This window comes from Mesorhizobium sp. C395A, assembly GCF_030323205.1.
In the GTDB taxonomy this organism is placed as follows: Bacteria; Pseudomonadota; Alphaproteobacteria; order Rhizobiales; family Rhizobiaceae; genus Mesorhizobium.
Map to the genome: position 1 here is coordinate 5,037,047 of NZ_CP100473.1, position 23,271 is coordinate 5,060,317.

Consider the following 23,271-nt stretch of genomic DNA (forward strand, 5'->3'; position numbering starts at 1 on the left):
ATGGCACGTGCAGTCACCACCCAACACAAGGTCATTGCGACAGGCGCCGCCTGGATCGTCGCGCTGCTGATCTTCTTCCCGATCCTCTACACGATCATCACCTCGTTCAAGTCGGAGCAGGAGGCCATCCAGGGCTTCGCGCTGATCCCGTCGGGGACGTTCGAGAGCTATACCGAGGTCCAGGCGCAGAGCGGCTACTTCAAGTTCTTCTTCAACTCGGTGCTGCTCTCGGTCGGCTCGACCATCCTGGCCCTGATAGTCGCGGTTCCGGCCGCCTGGTCGATGGCCTTCTCGCCGGGCAAGTGGACCAAGGACATCCTGATGTGGATGCTCTCGACCAAGATGATGCCGGCGGTTGCCGTGCTGTTCCCGATCTACCTCATCTTCCGCGATGCCGGACTGCTCGACAGCCGCATCGGCCTGATGATCATGCTGATGCTGATCAACCTGCCCATCGTGATCTGGATGCTCTACACCTACTTCCGCGAAATCCCCGGCGAGATCCTGGAAGCGGCACGCATGGACGGCGCCACCTTGTGGGGCGAGATCGTCTATGTGCTGACCCCCATGGCCGTGCCCGGCATCGCATCGACCATGCTGCTCAACATCATCCTGGCGTGGAACGAAGCCTTCTGGACCATCCGCCTGACCACCACCGAGGCAGCGCCGCTGACGGCCTTCATCAGTTCGTTCTCGAGCCCGCAAGGCCTGTTCTGGGCCAAGCTTTCGGCGGCCTCGACGCTGGCCATCGCCCCCATCCTGATCATGGGCTGGTTCAGCCAGAAGCAGCTGGTGCGCGGCCTGACATTCGGCGCGGTAAAATAACGGACGTTGCCTGAAGCAATCCGGCCAAATAACCCCTCGGGGAGGAAACCATGGGAAACATCACGCTCAAGAACGTCTCCAAGCATTTCGGATCGACGTCATCATTCCAGGCCTCGACCTGGTCATCGAGAATGGCGAGTTCGTCGTCTTCGTCGGGCCGTCGGGTTGCGGCAAGTCCACGTTGCTGCGCCTCATCGCCGGGCTCGAGGACACCAGCGGGGGCACCATCAACATCGATGGCCGTGACGTCACCGGCGAGGCGCCGGCCAAGCGCAAGCTGGCCATGGTATTCCAGTCCTATGCGCTCTATCCGCATATGACGGTGGCCAAGAACATCGGCTTCCCGCTGAAGATGGCGGGCGAAGATGTGGCGACGATCGACAAGAAGGTGAAGGACGCAGCCCGGGTCCTCAATCTCACCAACTATCTCGAACGCCGGCCCGGCCAGCTCTCCGGCGGCCAGCGGCAACGCGTCGCCATCGGCCGCGCCATCGTGCGCCAGCCCTCGGCCTTCCTGTTCGACGAGCCGCTGTCCAACCTCGATGCCGCACTGCGCGGCACCATGCGGCTCGAAATCAGCGAGCTCCACCATCAGCTCAAGACGACGATGGTCTACGTCACCCACGACCAGATCGAAGCCATGACCATGGCCGACAAGATCGTCGTGCTCAACGCCGGCAACATCGAACAGGTCGGCTCGCCGATGGAACTCTACAAGTCGCCGAAGAACCTATTCGTGGCGGGCTTCATCGGTTCGCCGAAAATGAACCTGATCGAAGGTGCGCCGGCGGCCAAATACAACGCCAAGACCATCGGCATTCGTCCTGAGCATATGGGGATATCGACCACAGCGGGTGACTGGAAAGCCCTCGTCGGCGTCGCCGAGCATCTGGGCTCCGACACCTTCCTGCATGTCCAGGCCGACGGCGTCGGTCCGCTGACGGTACGCGCCGATGGCGAACTGGCCGTACGCCACGGCGACACCATCTATTTGACGCCGGACAAGGTCCGCATGCATCGCTTCGGCCCCGATGGAAAGGCGCTGACGCAGTGAGACTGAAAGGCAAATCGGCGCTGATCACCGGATCCGCGCGCGGCATCGGCAGGGCTTTTGCCGAAGCCTACACCCGCGAGGGCGCCACGGTGGCCATTGCCGATATCAATCTGGCGGCTGCCGAAAAGACGGCCGCCGAGATTGGCGCCAACGCCTATCCGGTCAGGCTCGACGTCAGCGACCTCGCTTCGATCCAGGCGGCGGTCAATGCGGTCGAAACAAAGACCGGCGGCCTCGACATACTGATCAACAACGCTGCTTTGTTCGACCTGGCGCCGATCGTCGAGATCACCAAAGCAAGCTACGACAAATTGTTCTCCGTCAACGTCGCCGGCACCTTGTTCATGCTGCAGGCAGCGGCGCGTTCGATGATCGCAAGGGGCAAGGGCGGCAAGATCATCAACATCGCCAGCCAGGCAGGACGCCGCGGCGAGCCGCTGGTCGCCGTCTATTGCGCCACCAAGGCCGCGGTGATTTCGCTGACCCAGTCCGCCGGGCTCGATCTGATCAAGCACCGCATCAACGTCAATGGCATCGCGCCCGGCGTCGTCGACAGCGATATGTGGGATGAGGTCGATGCGCTGTTCGCCAAATATGAGAACCGGCCGAAAGGCGAGAAGAGGCGGCTGGTCGGTGAGGGCGTGCCCTATGGCCGCATGGGCAAGCCGGAGGACCTGACCGGCATGGCGGTATTCCTGGCCAGCGACGACGCCGAATACATCGTCGCCCAGACCTACAATGTCGATGGCGGCCAATGGATGAGTTGATGGGCCGGGATCACGAAGGCCGCAGCCCGGCCAAAAGGGTAAAAAAATGACCGTGAAACTCTCCTCCTCGATCCTCTCGGAACTCCCCGCCAAGGTCGCCGGTCCCAGATATGATCGCTCCAGGCTCAAACCCGGTATCGTCCATTTCGGCGTCGGCAATTTCCATCGCTCGCATCAGGCGGTCTACCTCGACGATCTCTTCAATTCAGGCATCGGCCATGACTGGGCGCTGGTCGGCGCCGGGGTCTTCGAGGGCGAAAAAATCGGCCGTTCCAAGCTGCAGGAGCAGGACTGGCTGACCACCGTGGTCGAGCAGGATTCCGACCATATGAGCGCCCGCGTCACCGGCGTCATGATCGACTTCCTGACGCCCGGCGATGCCGATGCCATCATCGACCAGCTCGCCGATCCGGCGATCAAGATCGTCTCGCTGACCATCACGGAAGGCGGTTATTTCATCGATCCGGCCTCCGGCAAGTTCAACCCGACCCACCCCGACATCGTCGCCGACGCACAGGCAGGCACGACGCCGAAGACGGTGTTCGGCCTCATCCTGGCCGGGCTGAAGCGCCGCCGTGCCGACGGCATCGTGCCGTTCACCGTCATGTCTTGCGACAACATCCCTCACAACGGCCATGTCACCTCGGATGGCGTCATCGGCCTCGCCCGCCTGATCGATGAGGATCTGGCGAACTGGGTCAGCGACAATGTCGCCTTTCCCAACGGCATGGTCGACCGCATCACCCCCGCCACCTCCGACCGCGAGCGCGGTATTCTCGCCTCGGAGTTCGGCCTCGAGGACAACTGGCCGGTGTTCTGCGAGCCGTTCAAGCAATGGGTGCTGGAAGACCGTTTCACCGACGGCCGCCCGCCGCTGGAAAAGGTCGGTGTGCAATTCGTGAGGGATGTCGCGCCCTATGAGCTGATGAAGATCCGCATCCTCAATGGCGGTCATGCCACGATCGCTTATCCCGCAGGGTTGATGGACATCCATTTCGTCCATGAGGCGATGCAGGAGCCGCTGGTGCGCGGCTTCCTCGCCAAGCTCGAGCATGACGAGATCATCCCGACCGTGCCGCCGGTGCCGGACACCGTGCTGGAGGATTATTACCAGCTCATCGAGCACCGCTTTTCCAACCCGAAGATCGGCGACACCATCCGCCGGCTTTGCCTCGACGGTTCCAACCGGCAGCCGAAATTCATCATCCCGACCATCGCCGACCGGCTGAAAGCCGGGAAGAGCGTTGCGGGTCTCGCGCTGGAATCGGCGCTGTGGTGCCGCTATTGCTTCGGCACCACCGACAGCGGCGCCGACATCGAAGCCAACGATCCCAGCTGGGACCGGCTGCAGGCAACCGCCAAGGCGGCGAAGGATGCGCCCGGCGCCTGGCTTGCGATGGAGGACATCTATGGCGATGTCGGCCGCTCGGCGGCGTTCGCCGAGGCCTTTGCCCATGCGCTCAAGGTCTTGTGGGCGAATGGCACGCGCGCGACGCTGACGCGCTATATCTCCGGCAAGCTCTGACGCCAGCCGCAATGACGCCCGAACTGGTCATCTTCGACTGTGACGGCGTGCTGGTCGACAGCGAGGCGCTGTCGGTTTCGGCTCTGCTCGGCATGATCTCTGCCGCCGGGGGCTCGGTCAGCGAGGATGCCGCCTACGAGCATTTCCTCGGCAAGAGCATGAAGAGCGTGCGCGAGATACTTCTTCGCGATTTCACCATCGACATCACCGACGTGCATCTGACCGATATGCGCGTCGAGCTGATGCGCAAATTCCGCGAGGAGCTGAAGCCGATTCCCGGCATCAGCGACATCCTGCCGAGGCTGGGCGTGCCCTGCTGCGTCGCTTCCTCCGGCACGCTCGACCGCATTCGCTATGCGCTCGACGTTACCGGCCTGCTCGGCCTGCTCGAGCCCCATCTGTTCAGCGCTGCCATGGTCGCGCGCGGCAAGCCGGCGCCGGATCTTTTTCTCCATGCCGCCGCTGCTATGCGCGCGCATCCCGGTAATTGCATCGTAATCGAGGACAGCCCTGCCGGCATCGCGGCGGCGCGTGCGGCCGGTATGCGCGTCTTTGCTTTCACCGGCGGTTCGCACGCCGGCAACCCGGCCTTGAAAGCGCGGCTTGCGTCGAGTGAACCGGACTTTATATTCGCGGACATGCTGCAATTGCCCGATCTGATTGCAGGCTAGAGCATGATGCCGAAAAGTGTGAAGCGGTTTTCGGACGACATCATGCTCTACTTCTTTGATTTAGAGACGGATTCAGATTTCAGGTCGAACAGACCTGAAATCATACGGCTCTAGGGAGCGAGAGTAAAAGCATCTTGACGAAGAGCTTCGTTTGCGCGGTCGATGTCGGCACCGGGAGCGCCCGCGCGGGCATTCTCGATACGTCAGGCACCTTGCTCGGACGCGCCGAGCATCCGATCGTCATGAACCAGCCGAAGGCCGATCACGCCGAGCACAATTCGCAGGATATCTGGTCGGCTGTGTGCATCGCGGTGCGTGCCGCGCGCGAAAAGGCCGGTGTGTCAGCCGACGATATTGTCGGCATGTCGTTCGACGCCACCTGCTCGCTGGTGGTGCTGGACAGGAATGCCGGCCAGCTCAGCGTCTCGGTGACGGGCGAACGGCGCTGGGACACCATCGTCTGGCTCGACCATCGCGCCATCGCCGAGGCAGATGAATGCACCGATAGCGGCCACGCCGTACTCGACTATATCGGTAGCGTCATGTCGCCGGAAATGGCGACGCCGAAGCTGATGTGGCTGAAGCGCAATCTGCCGGGAACTTGGCATGAAGCCGGCTACCTGTTCGACCTCACCGATTTCCTGACCTGGAAGGCGACCGGGTCGCTGGCGCGCTCGCAATGCACGCTGACCGCCAAATGGACCTATCTGGCGCATGAGGAAACCGGCTGGCGCCGTGACTTCTTCGACAGGGTCGGGCTTGGCGATCTGTTCGAACACGGCAGCCTGCCGGAGAAGGCAAGTGCTGTCGGCGCAGACATCGGCACGCTCACCCCTGAAGCGGCGGCTGAGTTGGGCTTGAGCGAAAACTGTCGGGTCGGCGCCGGCGTCATCGATGCCTATGCCGGCGCGCTTGGCGTGCTCGGCGGCTTTGCTGGCGACGAGCAGAATATCGGCCGCCATCTGGCATTGATCGCCGGCACCTCGTCCTGCGTCATGGCGATGTCGCCCGACCCGCAGCCTTTCGCCGGCGTCTGGGGTCCATACTATGGCGCCGCACTGCCAAAGCTCTGGCTGTCGGAAGGCGGCCAGTCGGCTACCGGGGCTTTGCTCGACCACATCATCCGCTGGCATGGCGCCGGCGGCGAGCCGGATGCGGCCATGCATGCCAAGATCGCCAGGCGCGTCGCTGAACTGCGCAGCACCGAAGGCGACAAGCTGGCGGCGAGGCTGCATGTGCTGCCGGATTTTCACGGCAACCGCTCGCCGCTTGCCGACCCGCATGCCGTCGGCGTGGTCAGCGGGCTGACGCTGGATTCCTCCTTCGACAGCCTGTGCAAGCTCTATTGGCGCACCGCCGTCGGCATCGCACTCGGCGTGCGCCATGTGCTGGAGGCGCTGAACGAGAACGGCTATCTCATCGACACGCTGCATGTCACCGGCGGCCACACCAAGAACCCGTTGCTGATGGAGCTTTATGCCGACGCCACCGGCTGCGCGGTGATCGAGCCGCTGGCCGACGAAGCCGTTCTGCTCGGCACCGGCATGGTCGCCGCCACCGCGGCCGGTCTGTTCCCGGACCTGAATGCCGCTTGCGTCGCCATGCAGCAAGGCGGCAGGGCGCGCACCTCGAACCCGGCCGCGTCAGGCCGCTTTGACCGCGACTACAGGATCTTCCTCGAAATGCACCGCCAGCGGCAGGAGCTCGACGCCATCAGCTAGAGCAATTCCAGGAAAAGTCTGAAACGGTTTTCCGTCCGGAATTGCGTACAGACTTAGGCTTCTCGCCGGCGCAAGGATGCGCCGGTCGCCGCGTCGAACAGATGCACGCTCTCCTCCTCGAACGTGTAGCGCACAGGCGCGCGCAACGCCGAGCATTCGCGGGCCGATACCAACGCGCCGACCTCCTTGCCGCCGCAGGCGAACGTCACCAGCGCGTCATTGCCATGGAACTCGATAAGGTCGGCGGTGCCTTGCAGAAGATTGATGCTCTGAGCGCCGGCGGTCTTCAGGTCCGGCGGTCGGATTCCAAGCACGGCGCGCTGGACGCCGCGCAGATCGAAGCCCGAGCCTTCTATGAAGAAGGTCGAGCCGCCGCCTGTCAGCGTCCAGCGTTCGTCCTTCCGCCCGACAGCCACGTCGATGAAATTCATGTTCGGCGTACCGATGAAGCCGGCGACGAACAGATTGCCCGGCTGGCGATAGATCTCGGCCGGCGGGCCGATCTGTTCGATGACGCCATCCCTGAGCAGCACTATCCGGTCGGCCAGCGTCATCGCTTCGAGCTGGTCGTGGGTGACATAGACGGTAGTGGTCTTCAGCGACTGGTGCAGGCGGGCGATTTCGACCCGCATATGGTTGCGAAGTTTGGCGTCGAGATTCGACAGCGGCTCGTCGAACAGGAACACTTTCGGCGTCTTGATCATGGCGCGCGCAATCGCTACGCGCTGCTGCTGCCCGCCGGAAAGCTCGGTCGGTTTGCGGGCGAGGTAAGGTTCGAGGCCGAGCGTCTTTGCCACCGCCTCGACCCGCTTCCGGATCTCGGCCGGGGGCACTTTCTGTCGCTTGAGCCCAAAGGCGATATTGTCGAAGATCGTCATATGCGGGTAGAGCGCATAGTTCTGGAAAACCATGGCAATGCCGCGCTCGCCGGGCTCGAGATCGTTGACCACTTTGCCGCCGATCGACACTTCCCCGCCGCTGATATCCTCCAGTCCGGCCAGCATCCTGAGCAAGGTCGACTTGCCGCAGCCGGACGGGCCGAGGAATACGACGAATTCGTGCTCCTCGATCGAGAGATTGAGGTCGCGGATGACGGTGGTGGCGCCGTAAGCCTTGTCGACATGGGAGCAAACGATCGCGGACATGGTCAGCCCTTCTCGCCGGTAAGAAGGATTTGCAGCTTGACGTCTTGCGGCTTGCCTTGCGCCGCCCGCTCGAAGGCCTCGATGCTGTCCGAGAAATCATAAGTGCCGGTGATCAGCGGCTTGAGGTCGACCTTCCCCGAGGCGATCAGCTGCAGCGCGCGGTCGAAGATGTTGGCGTAACGGAATACCGTCTCGATGCGCACTTCCTTGGAGATCGCCGCCGGAACGTTGAGGCTGACCGGTTCGACCGGCAGTCCGACCAGCACCACCGCGCCGCCCGGCCGCACGACATCGAACAGGTCGGCGAATGCCTTCGGGCTGCCGCTCGCCTCGAACACGATATCCGCGCCCCAATTGTCGGTCGCGGCGGAGACTGCGTCGACCAGCGATTGCTCACCTATATTGACCGGCACGATGCCGGGATATTGCGCGGCAATCTCGAGCTTGGGTGCGGAAAAATCGGAGATCAGCACCTTCGAGCAGCCGCCGGCCAGCGCCGCCAGCGCGATCATGATGCCGATCGGGCCGCAGCCTACGACGACGGCGACGTCGCCAGGCACGATGCGGGCGCGGCTCGCCGCCTGCATGCCGATAGCAAAGGGTTCGACCATCGCGCCTTCGGCGAAGGTGACATTGTCCGGCAGTCTGTAGGTGAAGGCGGCCGGGTGCACCGCATAGGGCGCCAGCACGCCATGCACCGGCGGTGTCGCCCAGAAGCTGACATCGGGATCGACATTATAGATGCCGAGCCTCGTCGCGCGCGACGACAGGTTCGGCACGCCCGGCTCCATGCAGACGCGGTCGCCGACCCTCAACGTCTCGACATTGGCGCCCACCTCGACAACGGTTCCGGCGGCTTCGTGGCCGAGCACCATCGGGGCCCGTACGACATAGCTGCCGATGGCGCCATGGGTGTAATAGTGCACGTCGCTGCCGCAGACGCCGACCGTGTGGATGGCTATCTTGACATCGCCCGGTCCGACCTCGAGCGGCAGCGCGATCTCGCGCAACGACAGTTCGCCTTTTTTCTCAAGCACCAGTGCCCGCATCGGTAAGTCCTCGCATCAAGTCTTTTTTTGCCGGAAAACGGAATTCAGGAAGCCGCTGAGCACGCCGAGGAACAGCAGCGGCGGTAGCGACAACAGCATGACCGAGGCGTTGAGGATTCCCCACGGCACGTTCATGCCTTGCTGTGAAAGTTCGGAAGCGACGATCGGCAATGTCTTGGCGTTGGAACTGGACAGCATCAGCGCGATCAGGAATTCGTTCCACACCAGCACGAAGCTGAAGGCGACGGCGCCGATCAGCGAGCGCGCCGCTACCGGCAGCGCAATCCGCCAGAACACCGAGTAAGCGCCGTAGCCATCGACGAAGGCGGCTTCCTCGATTTCCTTCGGCACGGCCTGGAAGGCGGGAATGGCGAGCCACATGATCACCGAGATGGTGAGCAGCGAATAGGTGACGATCAGCGCCGGCAGCGTGTCGTAGAGGCCGATCTGCAGCCAGATCACCATCAGCGGAATGGCGACTGCCACCGGCGGCAGGAAGCGCAGCGACAGCACGAAGAACTGGATGTCGGCGGCGAAGCGGTTGGGATAGCGCGCCACGGCATAGGCCGCCGGCAGGCCGAGCACGACGCCGATCAGCACGGCGCAGCCGCAGGCGATGACCGAATTGTAGAGCCCGGTCATGACGCTGTCGCGGCCAATGATGTAGCTGATATTTTCGAAGGTCGGCGTAAACACCAGGCGCGGCACGCGGGTGATGATGTCGACATTGTTCTTCAGCGAATTGACCGCCGTCCAGGCGAGCGGAAACACCGCCATGAAGCCGGCGAGGGCCAGGATGATCTTGCCGATGAGGCGGCCCGGTCTCATGCGATACGGTCTCATGCGATTCGACTTCATGCCTGCACCCGCTTCCACAGCATGGTGAACGTGATGACGGTGGCCATCATCATCAGCACCGCCATGGCCGAGGCGTAGGACACCTTGCCGGACTCGATGAAGCCTTGCGAGAAGGCGTACATGTCGAGTGTCTCGGTCGCCACGCCCGGCCCGCCGCGCGTCATCACATAGATCAGGTCGAAGGAGCGCAGCGATTCGATCATCTTGACGAACATCAGGCTGATCAGCGGCGCCTTCAGCATCGGCAAGGTCACATAGGCGTGGATCTGCCAGCGCTTGGCATGGTCGAGCCGCGCTGCCTCGATCGGCTGCGGCGGCAGCGTTTCCAGCAGCTTCAGCACGATGACGGCAAAGAACAGTCCCCACTGCCACACATCGACCGAGGCGACGGCAAACAGGGCCGTCGCTGGCTTCGAAAGCGGGTCGACGATCAGCCCGCCGGTGATCAGCCGGTAGGGGTAGGTGGCGATGCCGTAGAGCGGATGATAGGCGAACTTCCACACGAAAGCCGCCGACACGCGCGGCAACAGCACCGGGATGATGAACAGCAGGCAGTAGAGGTTGCGCAGCCGCGGCGACGCCACTTCGAACATCAGCACGCCGAGCCCGATGGCCACCATCATCGTTGCCACGACGGTGACGATTTCCCACTTCACCGAAACCCAGACCGCGTTGAGGAAACGCCGGTCGGCGAACAGGTCGATGAAGTTCGACAGCCAGACCCAGGAATAGTTCGACGAGCTCAGCTCGCGGTTCTGCAGCGCAATGACGATGGCGTACAGCGTCGGCACCATCGACAGCACCAGAAGAATGGCGAGCGTCGGAACCAGAAACGTCACGGGCAGGGAAGAGCGTCGGCGCATTGCCTATCCTCGGGCTGTGCCTTTTTGGGGAGAACCCGCGGCGCACAGGTCCCGGCATCCGGTCGAATGCCGTGGACCGCGCGCCGCGGGCGGGAGGATTACTTCTTCTTCACCAGCTCGTTGGCGTAGGCCTCGAGTTCGTCGAGGCCGCCCTTGACGTCGGTGCGCGTGCCGGTGACCAGCTCTTCCAGGATGATGCCCCAGCGGTCGCCGAGATCCGGCCAGCGCGGATCCTGCCAGAAGTTCACCGCCGTCACCTTGCCGGTATCGGCAAGCGCCTGGCCGAGATCGGCGCCATAGATGTCGGCGAACTCCTTGCTGGACAGCACGCTGGTGCGGTTGAGCTCGCCGAATTGGTGCGCGTCGAGCCGGCGCTTCTCGTTCTCCTTCGACGTCGCCCAGGCGATGAACAGGCCGGCGCATTGCTTCGCGGCGTCATCGGCATTGGCCTTGGCGGCGATGGCGAGGCCGTGGCCGTAGCCGCCGCCGGTCAGTGGCGAGGGCGGCGGCAGGAAGCCGATCTTGCCGACCACTTGCGAGGTCTTCGGGTCGACCGCCATGCCCGACAGCGGCGTCGATTCGACCAAGATGGCAACCTGGCCCGACAGGAAGGCGCCGGTCGATTCATCCCAGCTGCCGGTCTGCGTGCCGGGCGCTGAATCCTTGAACAGTTTAAGATAGGTCTCGGTCGCTTTGACCGCGGCCTCGGAGTTGAAAGCCGGCTTGTCACCGTCGAACCATTTTCCGCCATAGGCCTTGAAGAACGGCATCCAGCGCCAGACATTGGCGCCCGAGCCACGCGCGCCGCGCAGCGCGATTCCGTACATGCCCTTGTCGGGATCGGTCAGCTTCGGCACGTCGGCGATCAACTCGTCCAGCGTCTTCGGCGGCTGGATGCCGGCGGCTTCCAGAATGTCCTTGCGGTAGACCATCAGGTCGCCGCCGCCGGTCAGCGGCGCGAACCACACCTTGCCGTCATAGGTGGCGACCTTCTGCCGGCCCGGGTCGAAATCGGCGTAGTCGTAGTCAGCCGGGTAATAGTCGGTGAGCGGCACGATCCATTTCGACGAGGCGAACAGCGCGACATTGGCTTCGTCGACATAGTAGACGTTGTAGTTGCCGACCGTGGACGCATCGGCGCGCGACTTTGCCCGGCGGTCGTTCTCGTTGAGATAGTCGATCTGGAAGCTGGCGCCGGCCAGTTTCTGGAACTCGTCCTTGGACGCTTCCAGCAGCGTCAGCCCGTCACGCGGTTGCGCCAGCACCTTGACCGGCGCCGAGCAGACCGGCGCCGCCAGCGCCATGGTCGAGAGGGTCGTGGTAAGCATGAAAGCTGCGCTTATGCTCGCAGCGAGCCGAATTGGTTTCATTGATTTTCTCCTCCAGGAACAGTCGCAGGAAGCGTAAGTCTTCGGTTGCGCGATCCTCGCCATCGCCCGAGCGACAAGCCACCCATCGCCAAAATGAGGAGTTGCTAAAGGCCGCGCTAGAAGCCCCGTTGCAGCAGACCTGTACTTTTATGCATTGTGCGCTGCAAAATCCGGCCCGCCTGCACGGCCTCTGTCACATGAGTACCGATGGAGTGAGGAAGGCCGGTTTTCAGGCGCGCATCGTCATCCGCTGCTTCGACAGCTTGCGGTAGGATGACGGCGTCATCCGGTGCTTGCGCAGGAAGGCGCGGTTGAAGTTGGAGATGTTCATGTAGCCGACCTGGAAGCAGATGTCGGTGATCGGAATATCGGTGTCCGCCAGCAGCTTGCAGGCTTGCCAGAGCCGGAGCTTGGCGATGTGGTCGCTGAAACTGTTACCGGTGTTTTTCTGGAAGAAGCGCGAAAACGTGCTTTCGCTCATCCCCGCCAGCTCCGCCGCCTCCGGCAGCTTCAGGTCCTCGGCGAAGTGCTGGAAGAGATAGGTCAGCGTGCGCTGGATGATGTCCAGCGAGGTTGCATCGAGCGCGGGTGAGAAATCCGGCGAGGACAAAAGCTCGTATTCGTCTGTCCTGGCCAGCAGATCGACCAGTTCGAGGAAGAGGCAAAACCGGGCGAGCCCGTGCACGGTGCCCATCCGTTCCATCAGCGCAGCGCCGTCGAGCGCGGCGCGGCCATGGAAGACGATGCCGCGCAGCGATCGCTCCAGGAACGGTTCTAGTTCGCGCAGCTCAGGCAGCAGTCCCGCCGAGCCGCGCAGCCGCTGCGGATCGAATTGCAGCACGATGTCGCGTCCTTCGATCAGCTCGCCGGGTTGCACCGATGTCACCCAGTCATGCGGCAGCCCGCCGCCGACGATGCTCAGGTAGCCCGGCCCGAATTCGCCGATGTGATCGCCGACCAGCGCGACCCCGGAAGACTTCCTCAGGAGATGGATCTCGTATTCCGGATGAAAATTCCAGACATTGCGCTCCCAGGGATAGTCGTCGAGCCGCCACAGGAAACTGTCGCTCGCCTCGGTGACGATGTGCTCGAAAGCCGGCACCGTGCGAGGGATCGCGGCCGTGTTCTTTCTGCGCCTGAATGCCATCGTCTGCTCTCCGGGGCGTATGAGGAAGCGACTGGTTTCGGGCAATCCGTAGCAGTCTGTCGCCCGCAAGTGAACGATGTCTGCCTCAGCGATTTCAACGCCGGCTCTCGATGATCTCAATGAAGCGGGCGAACAGCCCGGCCTGGGATTTGATGCCGAGTTTGCGGTGGATGTTGCGGCGGTGAACCTTCACCGTTCCCGGCACGATGCGCATGGCTCTTGCGATCGACTCGGTGGAATGCCCCTGCAGCACCAGATCGACGACATGCTTTTCGCGCGGGGTCAGCGACAGGCTTTCCCAAATGTGGGCGCGGTCGAACTCGTTGACGGCGGCGATCGTCTCGCCCTGCTCCGCTTCGTCCTGCTCCTCGGCCGAAAGTGCGGGCCAGCGCAACCGGGCGAAGTTGATGACCGCCGGCGCCATGTCGCGCAGCAGCCTGGCATCGGCGGTGCCGAAGGGACCCGAGGCGTGCAATCGCATCAGCGACAGCACCAGGGCATCCTTGCCGGGCAGCGGCACGAAGAAGCCGACCTCCTCGGCCAGCCTTGTCTGGCTATAGTAGGTGCGAAAATACTCGCTGGCATAGAAGCGGTCGGGCGCCAGTTCGCGCATGCGCCAGAACCCCTCCTTGCGCTCCACCGCCGCGTGATGAAATGGGTCGAGAAGATAAGGTCCTTCCTGATAGAGCGTGACGAAGACATGGCTCTCGGCCGGCGAGAAGGTTTCGAACAGCAGCGGCGGTCGCGAGGCGCCGCGGTAACCGAAGATCACGCAGTGGTCGAAGCCGACATGCTGGCTCAACCAGCCGACCATTGCCTTGCCGAACAGGTCGCCGCTCGTCTCCCGTGTCGCCGCGACAAGGGCTGCGAGCCGGCTGTATTCGTCGCTGCGGGACGCACTCAATCTATACCCCCTTAAACGAGAAAATAGATCAGATATACCACCAGCGAGGTATATACTAGACGCCATTGGCTCTGGTAGCGTCCTGGAATAGCCCTGTTGCTGGAGCCAGCACTTTGACCGCAGTGCCCGACATCGAGTTTCGCGGCGTCACCAAGCGCTATGGCGCTGTGACCGCCGTCAGCGGCATCGATCTCGCTGTGCCGCCCTCCGCCTTTGTCGCCCTTCTCGGACCGTCCGGCTGCGGCAAGACCACATGCCTGCGCATGATCGGCGGCTTCGAGCAGCCGAGCGAAGGCCAGGTGTTCATCCGTGGCCGGGACATGGCCGGAACGCCGCCCTATCGTCGGCCGGTCAACATGGTGTTCCAGCAATACGCGCTGTTTCCGCATCTCGATGTCGAAGCCAATGTGTCCTACGGGTTGCGCCAGGCACGGCCGCGCCTGTCGTCGCAGGAAATCGGCCGGCGCGCCGGCGAGGCGCTCGAAATGGTGCGGCTCGCCGGCTATGGCCGCCGCAAGATCCACGAACTCTCCGGCGGCCAGCAGCAGCGCGTCGCGCTGGCGCGCGCACTGGTCAACAAGCCGGCCGTGCTGTTGCTCGACGAGCCGCTGGCAGCGCTCGACAAAAAGCTGCGCACCGACATGCAGATCGAGCTGCAGAACCTGCAGCGCGAGATCGGCATCACCTTCGTGCTGGTCACCCACGACCAGGAGGAGGCGCTGTCGATGAGCGACTTCGTCTGCGTCATGAACGGCGGCCGCATCGTACAGCTCGGGCAACCAAGCGAGATCTATGACGAGCCGGCCGACCTGTTCGTCGCCGACTTCGTCGGCAAGACCAATCTGTTGAGCGGCAAGGTTGCCGGGCATACAGGCGATCTTGTCAATGTGGCGCTGGCGGACGGAACCGTCATTGCCGCGCGCAAACGAACCGCCTTGCAGCAGGGCGAGACCGTTTCCGTCAGCCTGCGTCCTGAATCGCTAAGCCTCGGCGCCACCAAAGGCAGCCCTTTCAAGGGCATCGTGCGCAACCGGATCTTCCTGGGCTCGACGGCGGAATACGCTATCGAGGTGCAGGGCATCGGAACGCTGCTGGCCAAGGCCGACCATGTGATCGGCCATGGCAATCTCTTCAAGCCGGGTGAACCCGTCGCCATCGGCTTTGCCTCCGGGACGCCGCTGGCGTTTCCGGAGACCAAGAACAACGGGACCAACCAGAGGGTAGCAAAAAATGTCGAAATCATATCGTGACGGACTGCCGATTAGCTCTGAGAACTTCGTCGACCAGCTGATGCGCCTGAAGCGCGGCTCGATCGGCCGCCGCGATTTCCTCGGCCTCACCGGCCTGGGCATCGCAACCGCGGTGATGGCGCGCGAGCTCGGCATCATGCCGACGCCGGCCTTCGCCGCCGAAAACCTCGGCGACCGCATGTCGATCGCCACCTGGCCGAACTATCACGACCCGCAGACCTTCGAGAATTTCAAGAAGGACACCGGCGTCGCCGTCGAGGTCAACGTCTTCGGCTCCAATGAGGAGATGCTTGCCAAGCTGCAGGCCGGCGCCTCGGGCTGGAGCCTGTTCGTGCCGACCAACTACACGATCTCGACCTACAAGAAACTCGGCATCATCGATCCGCTCGACATGGCCAAGCTGCCGAATTTCGACGGCTCCCAGGAGGACCCGCGCTTCACCTCGGAAGGCACGATCGACGGCACGACCTACGCGGTGCCGAAGAACTGGGGCACCACGGGCTTTGCCGTCAACACCAAGAAGCTGGCCAAGCCGATGACCAGCTGGAAGGAATTCTGGGACGTCGCCATGGCCGAGGGTGATGGCCGCACCATGGTGCATGACTACCAGCTGACCACCATCGGCAACGCGCTGAAATATTACGGCTATTCCTTCAACTCGCTGAAGCAGGACGAACTCGCCAAGGCCGAGGAACTGCTGCTCAAGGTCAAGCCGCATCTGTTCGCGGTCTCTTCGGACTACCAGCCGGGCATGCGGGCGGGCGACGCCTGGATGACCATGTGCTGGACGAATGATGGCGCACAGCTGCATCGCGATATTCCAGAGATCGCCTATGTCTTGGGCAAGGAGGGCGGCGAAATCTGGACCGATTTCTACGCCATCCCGAAGGACGCGCCGAACAAGCCGGCCGGCTATGCCTTGCTCAACTATCTGATGACCCCGGAGGTTGCTGTGAAGGAGCATCTCGCCAACGGCGCGCCCTCGACCGACGCACGCGTCAACAAGCTGCTGCCCAAGGAAGTGCTCGACAATCCGATCCTTTACCCGGCGGCCGACCTGTTGACACCGCTTGAGTTCGGCGCGGCGGCAACACTGACCGATCCGGGTCGCGCCGAGCTGATGGCGCGCTTCAAGTCGGCTTGAGGCTGGCCTGACGCAAACGGAAACCGGCGGGCCTCCGCCGGCATCGGGGCGGGTTCCATGCACGGCAACAGATTTCGGTATAACATCCTGACAGCGCTGCTGCTCGCTCCGGCTACAGCGTGGCTGGTGGTGTTTCTGGTGTTGCCGTTCGTCGCCATTGCCGTGTTCAGCGTCGGCGAGCGGGCGCCGGAGGGCGGCTACCAGGCCGCCTTCACGCTGGCGCAGTATGCCAATCTTCCGGCGCGGGCGACTGCTTTCTGGAACACGATGATGCTGGCGCCGGTGGGCGCGCTTGCCTGCCTGCTCGTCGCCTACCCGGTTGCCTACTACCTCGCCCTGAAGGCGCCGCAACGCTGGCGACTGATCCTGCTTGCGCTCGTCGTCATTCCCTTTTGGACCAGCCTTTTGATGCGCACCTATGCCTGGATGTACATTCTGGGCGGACGCGGCATTCCCGCACTGCTGGCCTTTGTCGGCATCGAGGATGTCAGGCTGATCAACACGCCGGGCGCCGTGCTGCTCGGCATCGTCTATGGCTATTTGCCCCTGATGATCCTGCCGATCTATGTCAGTCTCGAGCGGCTCGACCGAAGGCTGCTGGAAGCCTCCGCCGATCTCGGCGCGACCCCGCTCTCAACCTTTCTGGGGGTGACGCTGAAGCTGTCGCTGCCGGGCGTGATGACCGGCTTCTCGCTGGTCATGATCCTGTTGCTTGGCGAATACCTGATCCCGACCCTGCTTGGCGGCGGCAAGGTGTTCTTCATCGGCAACGCGCTGGTCGACCTGTTCCTGCAGTCGCGCAACTGGCCGTTCGGATCGGCCATCGCCATCACGCTGGTGGCGGTTTCGGTGGTGGTGCTGATCGCGGCAAACCGCATTTCGACACGGGTGTCGGGCGCCCGCAGGGTGGATCTGATCTGATGCGCGCCTTCGTCACAGCCGTCTTCGCCTTCCTCTATCTGCCGATCGCGTTGGTCGTGCTGTTTTCCTTCAACGCCGGCCGCCATGCCAGCGAGTTCACCGGCTTTTCGGTGCAGTGGTACGGCACGGCGCTGTCGAACCCGTTCCTGGTCGAGGCGTTGAAGAACAGCCTGTTCATCGCCACCACCAGCGCCCTTCTGGCGGCGGTGTGCGGCACGGCGGCGGCACTCGGCCTGGCGCGGGTCGGGCTCAGAACCCGCGCCGTCTTCGACGCGCTGATGGGTGCCGCGATCGTCGTTCCCGGCGTCGTCATCGGCATCTCGACGCTTGTCGCGCTGGTCCAGTTGTTTGGCGTGCTCAACCCGTTCCTCGCCTCGATCTGGCCAAACGACCAGCCGCCGCGCCTGTCGCTCGGCTATGGATCGATCATCGCCGCCCACGGCCTGTTTGCGATGGCGTTGGTGACGATGATCGTCGGCACGCGTCTCGCCAGCCTCGACCGCAACCTGGTCGAGGCCTCGAGCGATCTCTACGCCACGCCGCTGACGACGTTTCGCTCGATCGTGCTGCCGCAGATCATGCCGGCGGTGATCGCCGGCTTCCTGCTCGCCTTCACCTTCTCCTTCGACGATTTCATCGTCGCCTTCTTCGTCGCCGGCGCGCAGACGACGCTGCCGATCTATGTCTTCGCCTCGATCCGGCGCGGCGTGACGCCGGAAATCAACGCCATCGCCACCATCGTGCTCGTCGCCTCGGTTCTTCTGGTGGTGCTTGCCCAATGGCAGCTGCGCCAGCGCCAGCCGTCAAACTGAACAAGCCATCCAGCTGAAAGACAAATTCATGATCCTTAGAGACCGCATCGCCGTGGTGACGGGCGCCGGTTCCGGCATCGGCCGCGCCGGCGCCATGATCATGGCCAGGGAAGGCGCTGTGGTGGTCATCGCCGACCGGGATAAGACCAGCGGCGAGACGACAGCGGCGGACATCCGGGCAGTGGGCGGGCAGGCCGAGGCCGTTGTCACCGACGTCTCTGACGACGCCGCGGTCGGGCAGCTCATCACCGGCACGCTCGGCAAGTATGGCCGCATCGACGTTCTGCACAATCACGCCGGCATCCAGGTCGGCGGCACGCTGACCGAGGTCGAGGTCGATGGTATGGATGCGTCATGGCGCATCAATGTACGGGCGCAGTTTCTGGCCGCGCGGCTGGTCATGCCGGCAATGGTCGCGCAAGGCGGCGGCGTCATCCTCAACACGGCTTCGAATTCGGGCGTCTTCTACGACCGCGAGATGATCGCCTATGCCACGTCCAAACATGCCGTGGTGGCGATGACCAGGCAGATGTCGCTCGACTATGCCCGGCACAATGTGCGCGTCAACGCGCTCTGCCCCGGCTGGGTCGACACCCCCTTCAACGAGCCGTTCATCGCCCAGATGGGCGGGCGCGAGGCGATCGAGACCTATGTCCGCACCAAGATCCCGATGGGGCGCTGGGCGAGCGCCGAAGAGATCGCCGAAGCGATCCTGTTCCTCGTCTCCGACCGCTCATCCTTCATGACCGGCCAGGCGCTGGTGATCGACGGCGGCGAAAGCATCGGTTGATCCAAGGGCAGCCGGATAGGAGGGTTCCCGCCTCTGGCTCAATCGCCGGCTGCCCGTCCTCCCTTGCCTTCATGCCGCATTTCGTCCAATAGAACGACGCAAACGCTGCGAAACCGAAGGTTTTGCCGTTTGGAAGTGCGGCTTCCGGCCTCGTTGCCGACGCGCCGCAATCGGAAAGAGCAGGACAATGTCTGCGATCGAAGCCGGCGCTCGTGCGCCGGAAAATCTTTGGCGTCAGGAAATCAGGGCGACGCTGGCGCTGGCCTGGCCGATGGTGCTGACCAATCTCGGCCAGACCGCGATGACCGCCACCGACGTCATGATGATGGGGCGTCTGGGCGCGGACACGCTGGCCAGCGGCGCGCTTGGCGCCAATCTCTATTTCATGCCGCTGATCTTCGGCCTCGGCCTGATGCTGGCGACCTCGCCGATGATCGCCACCGAGCTTGGCCGCCGGCGCTATTCGGTGCGCGATTTGCGCCGCACCGTGCGCCAGGGCCTGTGGCTGGCGATCCTGATCTCGATCCCGATCTGGATCGTGCTGTGGCATGGCGAGGCCATTCTGCTGGCCATCGGCCAGGAGCCGGCATTGGCACATCAGGCCGGCATCTATCTGCGCTGGCTGGAATGGGCGGTGCTGCCCTTCTACGGCTATATCGTGCTGCGTTCCTTCATCTCGGCGCTGGAGCGGCCGGGCTGGGCGCTGATCATCGTCTTCGTCGCTGTCGCCTGCAACGCCTTCTTCAACTGGGTGTTCATGTTTGGCAATCTCGGCGTCACCTCGATGGGAATTGCCGGTTCGGGGCTGGCGACCACGCTGTCGAGCACGCTGATGTTCTGCGGCCTGGCAGCCGTAGTGATGCTGGAGAAGAAGTTCCGCCGCTACCGCCTGTTTGGTCGCTTCTGGCGCTCCGACTGGCCGCGTTTCAAGGGTCTGCTGCGGCTCGGCATGCCGATCGCCGGCATCCTCGCCTTCGAGGTGACGATCTTCAACGCGGCAGCCCTGCTGATGGGCCTGATCGATGCGGATTCGCTGGCCGCGCACGCTATCGCCATCCAGATCGCCTCGATCTCCTTCATGGTGCCGCTCGGTCTCAACCAGGCCGTCACCGTGCGCGTCGGGCTGGCCCACGGCGCCGGCAATCCGGCAGGCGTTTCGCGCGCCGGCTGGACCGCCTTCGTCATCGGCGTCTCGTCCATGGCGCTGATGGCGCTGGTGATGGTGCTGTGGCCGCATCTGTTGATCAGCGCCTTCATCGACATGACCGATCCGGCGAACGCCAGGGTGATCGCGCTGGCCGTGTCGTTCCTGGCCTTTGCCGCGCTGTTTCAGATCTTCGACGGCGCGCAGGCCGTTGCCGCCGGCATGCTGCGCGGCCTGCACGACACCAAGCTGCCGATGATCTATGCCGCGATCGGCTATTGGGGCATCGGCCTGCCGCTCGGCGTGCTGCTCGCCTTCCATTTCGGCTTGCACGGCGTCGGCATCTGGATCGGCCTGGCGTCGGGCCTGGCCGTGGTGGCGGTGCTGCTGCTTGCGCGCTGGCTGCGGCGCGACCGCATCGCACCGCCACTCGTCTTCAGCCATTAAAAGCAAAACGGCCGCCGGGTTCGGCGGCCGTTCTCGTTTGGCGTGGCTGCGCTCAGCTCCCGTCCGACGACATCGCGCCGAGCAGCCTGCGTATATCGCCGAACCTGGCGATCGAGCCGAACACCAGTGCCGCCACCGCGACGAAGAACACCGACACCGAAGCCATGGTCGGTGTGTAGCCGTAGCGCAGCGCGTTGAAGATCTTGATCGGCAGCGTCTCGGTGGTGAAGCCGATCGTCATATAGGCGACGATGTATTCGTTGAGCGACAAGACGAAGGCGAAGGCGTAACCCGAGACGAGGTAGGGCAGGATCAGCGGCAGCACCACGGTCTTCAGCACCGTGCGATCATCGGCGCCCATGGTCGCCGCAGCCTCGACCAATGAGCGGTCGATCGAGGCAAAGCCGAGCGACAGCGTCACCAGCGGCAGCGTCACGAAGAAGATGGCGTGGCTGATGATGGCGGTGAAGAACTGGCCGAACAGCCCGACCGTCGCCCAGAAGGAGAGGAAGCCGAGCGCGGTGATGACCGGCGGTAGGATGAAGGGGGCAAGCCCCAGCACCTGGAAAATGTTCGCCCATGGCGCGATGCGCCGCCACAGGAACCAGGCCAGCGGCAGCGCCACCGCCACGGCAATCGCGGCCGAACAGACGGCCAGCGTCACAGAATGGATCAGCGCCAGCCGCCATTCCGGGTCGGTGAAGATCTGGGCGTACCAGGCGAGCGAGAAGCCGACCGGGGGGAAGCTGAGCTCCTGCCGCGAATTCACCGACACGCCGGCGACGACGATCAGCGGCGCCGCCAGAAACAAAGCGACGATGGTAAAATAGACACGGTGCAGCAAGGTCGCGGTCATAGGGCGTTCTCCCTTCGTCCGACGAGCAGTGTCAATCCGACCAGCGCCAGCGAGATCAGCACCAGGAACACCGCCATTGCGGCTGCGAACGGCATGTTGGACTGGTAGATCGCCTGGTCGGTGATCAGCACCGACAGCGTCCAGTGCTGCGGCCGTCCCAGAATCTGCGGCAGCAGGTAGGAGCCGAGGGCGAACACGAAGACCATGATCAGCGTCGCCACAATGGTGTTGCGCAATGCCGGCGCGACGACGTTGAAGAAGGCGCGGATCGGCGAGGCGCCGAGCGTGCGCGCTGCCTCGAGCAATGTCGGGTCGAGGCGCACGAGGGCGGGGTACAGCACCAGGATCGTATAGGGCAGCGCCTGGTAGACCATGCCGGTCAGCACCGCGCCAAAGGTCGGCAGCAGCGCCACCGGCTTGTCCATCAGCCCGATCGCCACGAACAAATTGGTGATGCCGGCGGTGCGCGAAAACAGCGTCGACCAGGCAAAGCCTATAATGACTTCCGACAGCGACAGCACCGACAGGAGGCCGACCAGCCACAGCGTCTGCACGCGGCGCGGCCGACGGGTCAAAAGGTAGGTGAAGGGAAAGGCGATGGCCACGCAGCAGACGGCGACCAGCACCGCCAGCAGCAGCGAAAAGCCGAGCACGCCGCCGAAGAACACCGACAGGAAGCGGGCGTAATTGTCGAACACGAAATCCGGCGTGTAGAAACCGGACGGGTTGCGCTTGAAGAAGCTCACCGCGATCATCGTCGAGAACGGCACGACGAAGAAGACGATCAGCATCAGCGCCGGAAAGAACAGCGGCGTGTAGTCGGCTAGCGACTTCGGAGCCTCGCGTCTCATGCGCCGAGCACCACGCAGCTTGCCGGCGGCAGTGTGACGCCGACCTTGGCGCCGACCGGCACGTCATGCCGCTCGCGCGGCGTCGTCACCGCAATGATGCTGGTGCCGCCGACGTCGACGAAGGTCTCGATGGTGCCGCCGAGATCGCGCACGAAACTCACCTCGCCGGTGATGGCCGAGCCGCCGGGGCTGCCGAGATGCACATCCTCGGGGCGGACCGATACAGACGCTTTAGTCTGACCCGCCGGCATGGCAAGACCTGGAATGGCTGTGCCCAGAATGGTGGTGCGCCCGGTGCTGTCGATCTCGGCCGGCAGCAGATTGGTGATGCCGATGAAGTCGGCGACGAAGGCGTCGGCCGGCTTGCGGTAGATCTCGATCGGCGGCGCCGCCTGCAGGATCCTGCCGTGGCCCATGACGACGACGAGGTCGGCCATGGTCATGGCTTCGCGCTGGTCGTGGGTGACGACGATGGTGGTGATGCCCAACCGCTGCTGCAACTGGCGCAGTTCCACCTGCATGGCCTCGCGCAATTTGGCGTCGAGCGCCGACAGCGGTTCGTCGAGCAGGAACAGCTTTGGTGACAGCGCCAGTGCCCGGGCGATCGCCACGCGCTGGCGCTGGCCGCCCGATAGTTTGGCCACCGGACGGTCGGCAAAGCCGGTCAGATGGATCAGGCCCAGCAACTCGTCGACGCGTTTCTTCTGCTCCTCGTTCGAGGCGCCGCGAATGCGCAGCGCATAGGCGATGTTGTCGCCAACAGAGAGATGCGGAAACAGCGCCAGCGACTGGAACACCATGCCGAGATTGCGCTTGTGCGTCGGCAAAGGCGTGATGTCCTCGCCGTCGAGCACGATGGCGCCGCTGGTCGGCTCCTCCAGCCCGGCGATCATGCGCAGCAGCGTGGTCTTGCCGCAGCCCGACGGGCCGAGCAGGCACACGAACGTGCCGTGCGGCACGTTGAGCTGCACATTGTCGACGGCGGCGAAGTTGCCGAATTTTTTGGTGACGGCGTTGATGTCTAGTCCGGACATGCTCATCCCTCTCAGGCTGTGCGCTGGAGCAATTCCAGGAAAGTGTGTAACGGTTTTCCGTCCGGAATTGCTTACAAACAAGAAAGTTGGAGTAGGTCGCCGTTTCCATGAAACGGTGAACTG

At 63.6% G+C, this 23,271-nt stretch carries 21 protein-coding genes and 1 pseudogene; 12 read left to right on the forward strand and 10 right to left on the reverse strand.

All coding sequences use genetic code 11. From position 1 onward, the window contains the following. The 6 genes and pseudogenes from NLY37_RS24655 to NLY37_RS24680 all read left to right on the forward strand — a co-directional run bounded on the left by NLY37_RS24655 (position 1) and on the right by NLY37_RS24680 (position 6,563). Positions 1 to 825 carry a carbohydrate ABC transporter permease gene (locus tag NLY37_RS24655; RefSeq protein ID WP_023671250.1) on the forward strand — a complete coding sequence of 275 codons (825 nt, stop codon included), beginning with the start codon at positions 1 to 3 and terminating at the stop codon, positions 823 to 825. A gap of 50 nt (positions 826 to 875) precedes the next feature. Then, a pseudogene (locus NLY37_RS24660) lies at positions 876 to 1,879 on the forward strand (ABC transporter ATP-binding protein). Continuing rightward, on the forward strand, positions 1,876 to 2,646 hold the full coding sequence (locus tag NLY37_RS24665; RefSeq protein WP_023742270.1) for an L-iditol 2-dehydrogenase: 771 nt from the start codon (positions 1,876 to 1,878) through the stop codon (positions 2,644 to 2,646). Before NLY37_RS24660 ends, NLY37_RS24665 begins: the two are co-directional and overlap by 4 nt. A 46-nt stretch (positions 2,647 to 2,692) precedes the next feature. Then, positions 2,693 to 4,171, forward strand: a complete 1,479-nt coding sequence (locus NLY37_RS24670; protein ID WP_023742271.1) for a mannitol dehydrogenase family protein — start codon at positions 2,693 to 2,695, stop codon at positions 4,169 to 4,171. A gap of 11 nt (positions 4,172 to 4,182) precedes the next feature. Then, positions 4,183 to 4,842 (forward strand): HAD family hydrolase, encoded by a 660-nt coding sequence (locus NLY37_RS24675; protein WP_023683588.1) that lies wholly within the window; start codon positions 4,183 to 4,185, stop codon positions 4,840 to 4,842. Positions 4,843 to 4,976: 134 nt separating this feature from the next. Continuing rightward, positions 4,977 to 6,563: an FGGY-family carbohydrate kinase gene (locus NLY37_RS24680; protein WP_023714530.1), complete on the forward strand. Its 1,587-nt coding sequence runs from the start codon at positions 4,977 to 4,979 to the stop codon at positions 6,561 to 6,563. A 53-nt stretch (positions 6,564 to 6,616) separates the two neighbouring features. On the opposite strand, the gene NLY37_RS24685 is transcribed toward NLY37_RS24680, so the two are convergent. From NLY37_RS24685 to NLY37_RS24715, 7 genes are all read right to left on the reverse strand, one after another. Beyond that, positions 6,617 to 7,708, reverse strand: a complete 1,092-nt coding sequence (locus NLY37_RS24685) for an ABC transporter ATP-binding protein (protein ID WP_023742272.1) — start codon at positions 7,706 to 7,708, stop codon at positions 6,617 to 6,619. Positions 7,709 to 7,710: 2 nt separating this feature from the next. After that, a complete protein-coding gene (locus NLY37_RS24690) occupies positions 7,711 to 8,757 on the reverse strand; it encodes an NAD(P)-dependent alcohol dehydrogenase (protein ID WP_023714532.1) in 1,047 nt (348 codons plus the stop codon). 15 nt (positions 8,758 to 8,772) lie between these two features. Beyond that, the gene (locus NLY37_RS24695; protein ID WP_023714533.1) at positions 8,773 to 9,585 is read right to left on the reverse strand and encodes a carbohydrate ABC transporter permease; all 813 of its coding nucleotides are present in this window, start codon (positions 9,583 to 9,585) and stop codon (positions 8,773 to 8,775) included. 26 nt (positions 9,586 to 9,611) lie between these two features. After that, positions 9,612 to 10,478: a carbohydrate ABC transporter permease gene (locus tag NLY37_RS24700; RefSeq protein WP_023742273.1), complete on the reverse strand. Its 867-nt coding sequence runs from the start codon at positions 10,476 to 10,478 to the stop codon at positions 9,612 to 9,614. A 98-nt stretch (positions 10,479 to 10,576) separates the two neighbouring features. Then, the gene (locus NLY37_RS24705) at positions 10,577 to 11,848 is read right to left on the reverse strand and encodes an ABC transporter substrate-binding protein (protein ID WP_023693095.1); all 1,272 of its coding nucleotides are present in this window, start codon (positions 11,846 to 11,848) and stop codon (positions 10,577 to 10,579) included. Positions 11,849 to 12,077: 229 nt separating this feature from the next. Next, positions 12,078 to 12,995 (reverse strand): AraC family transcriptional regulator, encoded by a 918-nt coding sequence (locus tag NLY37_RS24710; protein ID WP_023671262.1) that lies wholly within the window; start codon positions 12,993 to 12,995, stop codon positions 12,078 to 12,080. Positions 12,996 to 13,089: 94 nt separating this feature from the next. Next, on the reverse strand, positions 13,090 to 13,899 hold the full coding sequence (locus NLY37_RS24715) for a helix-turn-helix transcriptional regulator (protein ID WP_023742274.1): 810 nt from the start codon (positions 13,897 to 13,899) through the stop codon (positions 13,090 to 13,092). 113 nt (positions 13,900 to 14,012) lie between these two features. Here NLY37_RS24715 and NLY37_RS24720 point away from each other — a divergent pair, with 113 nt between their 5' ends. The 6 genes from NLY37_RS24720 (at position 14,013) to NLY37_RS24745 (ending at position 20,407) form a co-directional block, all read left to right on the forward strand. Continuing rightward, the gene (locus NLY37_RS24720) at positions 14,013 to 15,149 is read left to right on the forward strand and encodes an ABC transporter ATP-binding protein (protein ID WP_023700452.1); all 1,137 of its coding nucleotides are present in this window, start codon (positions 14,013 to 14,015) and stop codon (positions 15,147 to 15,149) included. After that, on the forward strand, positions 15,130 to 16,293 hold the full coding sequence (locus tag NLY37_RS24725) for an ABC transporter substrate-binding protein (protein ID WP_286440580.1): 1,164 nt from the start codon (positions 15,130 to 15,132) through the stop codon (positions 16,291 to 16,293). Before NLY37_RS24720 ends, NLY37_RS24725 begins: the two co-directional genes overlap by 20 nt. A gap of 57 nt (positions 16,294 to 16,350) precedes the next feature. After that, positions 16,351 to 17,214, forward strand: coding sequence for an ABC transporter permease (locus tag NLY37_RS24730; protein ID WP_023693099.1), 864 nt, complete (start codon positions 16,351 to 16,353; stop codon positions 17,212 to 17,214). After that, a complete protein-coding gene (locus NLY37_RS24735; protein WP_023742276.1) occupies positions 17,214 to 18,026 on the forward strand; it encodes an ABC transporter permease in 813 nt (270 codons plus the stop codon). The genes NLY37_RS24730 and NLY37_RS24735 overlap by 1 nt, the downstream gene beginning before the upstream one ends. A 28-nt stretch (positions 18,027 to 18,054) precedes the next feature. Further along, positions 18,055 to 18,816, forward strand: coding sequence for an SDR family NAD(P)-dependent oxidoreductase (locus NLY37_RS24740; RefSeq protein WP_023700449.1), 762 nt, complete (start codon positions 18,055 to 18,057; stop codon positions 18,814 to 18,816). Between the two features lie 187 nt (positions 18,817 to 19,003). After that, on the forward strand, positions 19,004 to 20,407 hold the full coding sequence (locus NLY37_RS24745) for an MATE family efflux transporter (RefSeq protein ID WP_023742277.1): 1,404 nt from the start codon (positions 19,004 to 19,006) through the stop codon (positions 20,405 to 20,407). Positions 20,408 to 20,459: 52 nt separating this feature from the next. Here the strand turns inward: NLY37_RS24745 and NLY37_RS24750 are convergent, their stop codons facing one another. The 3 genes from NLY37_RS24750 to NLY37_RS24760 are packed head-to-tail and all read right to left on the reverse strand — an operon-like array spanning position 20,460 to position 23,148. After that, positions 20,460 to 21,263 carry an ABC transporter permease gene (locus NLY37_RS24750; RefSeq protein ID WP_023742278.1) on the reverse strand — a complete coding sequence of 268 codons (804 nt, stop codon included), beginning with the start codon at positions 21,261 to 21,263 and terminating at the stop codon, positions 20,460 to 20,462. Continuing rightward, on the reverse strand, positions 21,260 to 22,114 hold the full coding sequence (locus tag NLY37_RS24755; protein ID WP_023742279.1) for an ABC transporter permease: 855 nt from the start codon (positions 22,112 to 22,114) through the stop codon (positions 21,260 to 21,262). The genes NLY37_RS24750 and NLY37_RS24755 overlap by 4 nt, the downstream gene beginning before the upstream one ends. Continuing rightward, entirely contained in the window at positions 22,111 to 23,148 is a 1,038-nt protein-coding gene (locus NLY37_RS24760; RefSeq protein ID WP_023732671.1) for an ABC transporter ATP-binding protein, read from the reverse strand. Before NLY37_RS24760 ends, NLY37_RS24755 begins: the two co-directional genes overlap by 4 nt. Positions 23,149 to 23,271: the final 123 nt, after the last annotated feature.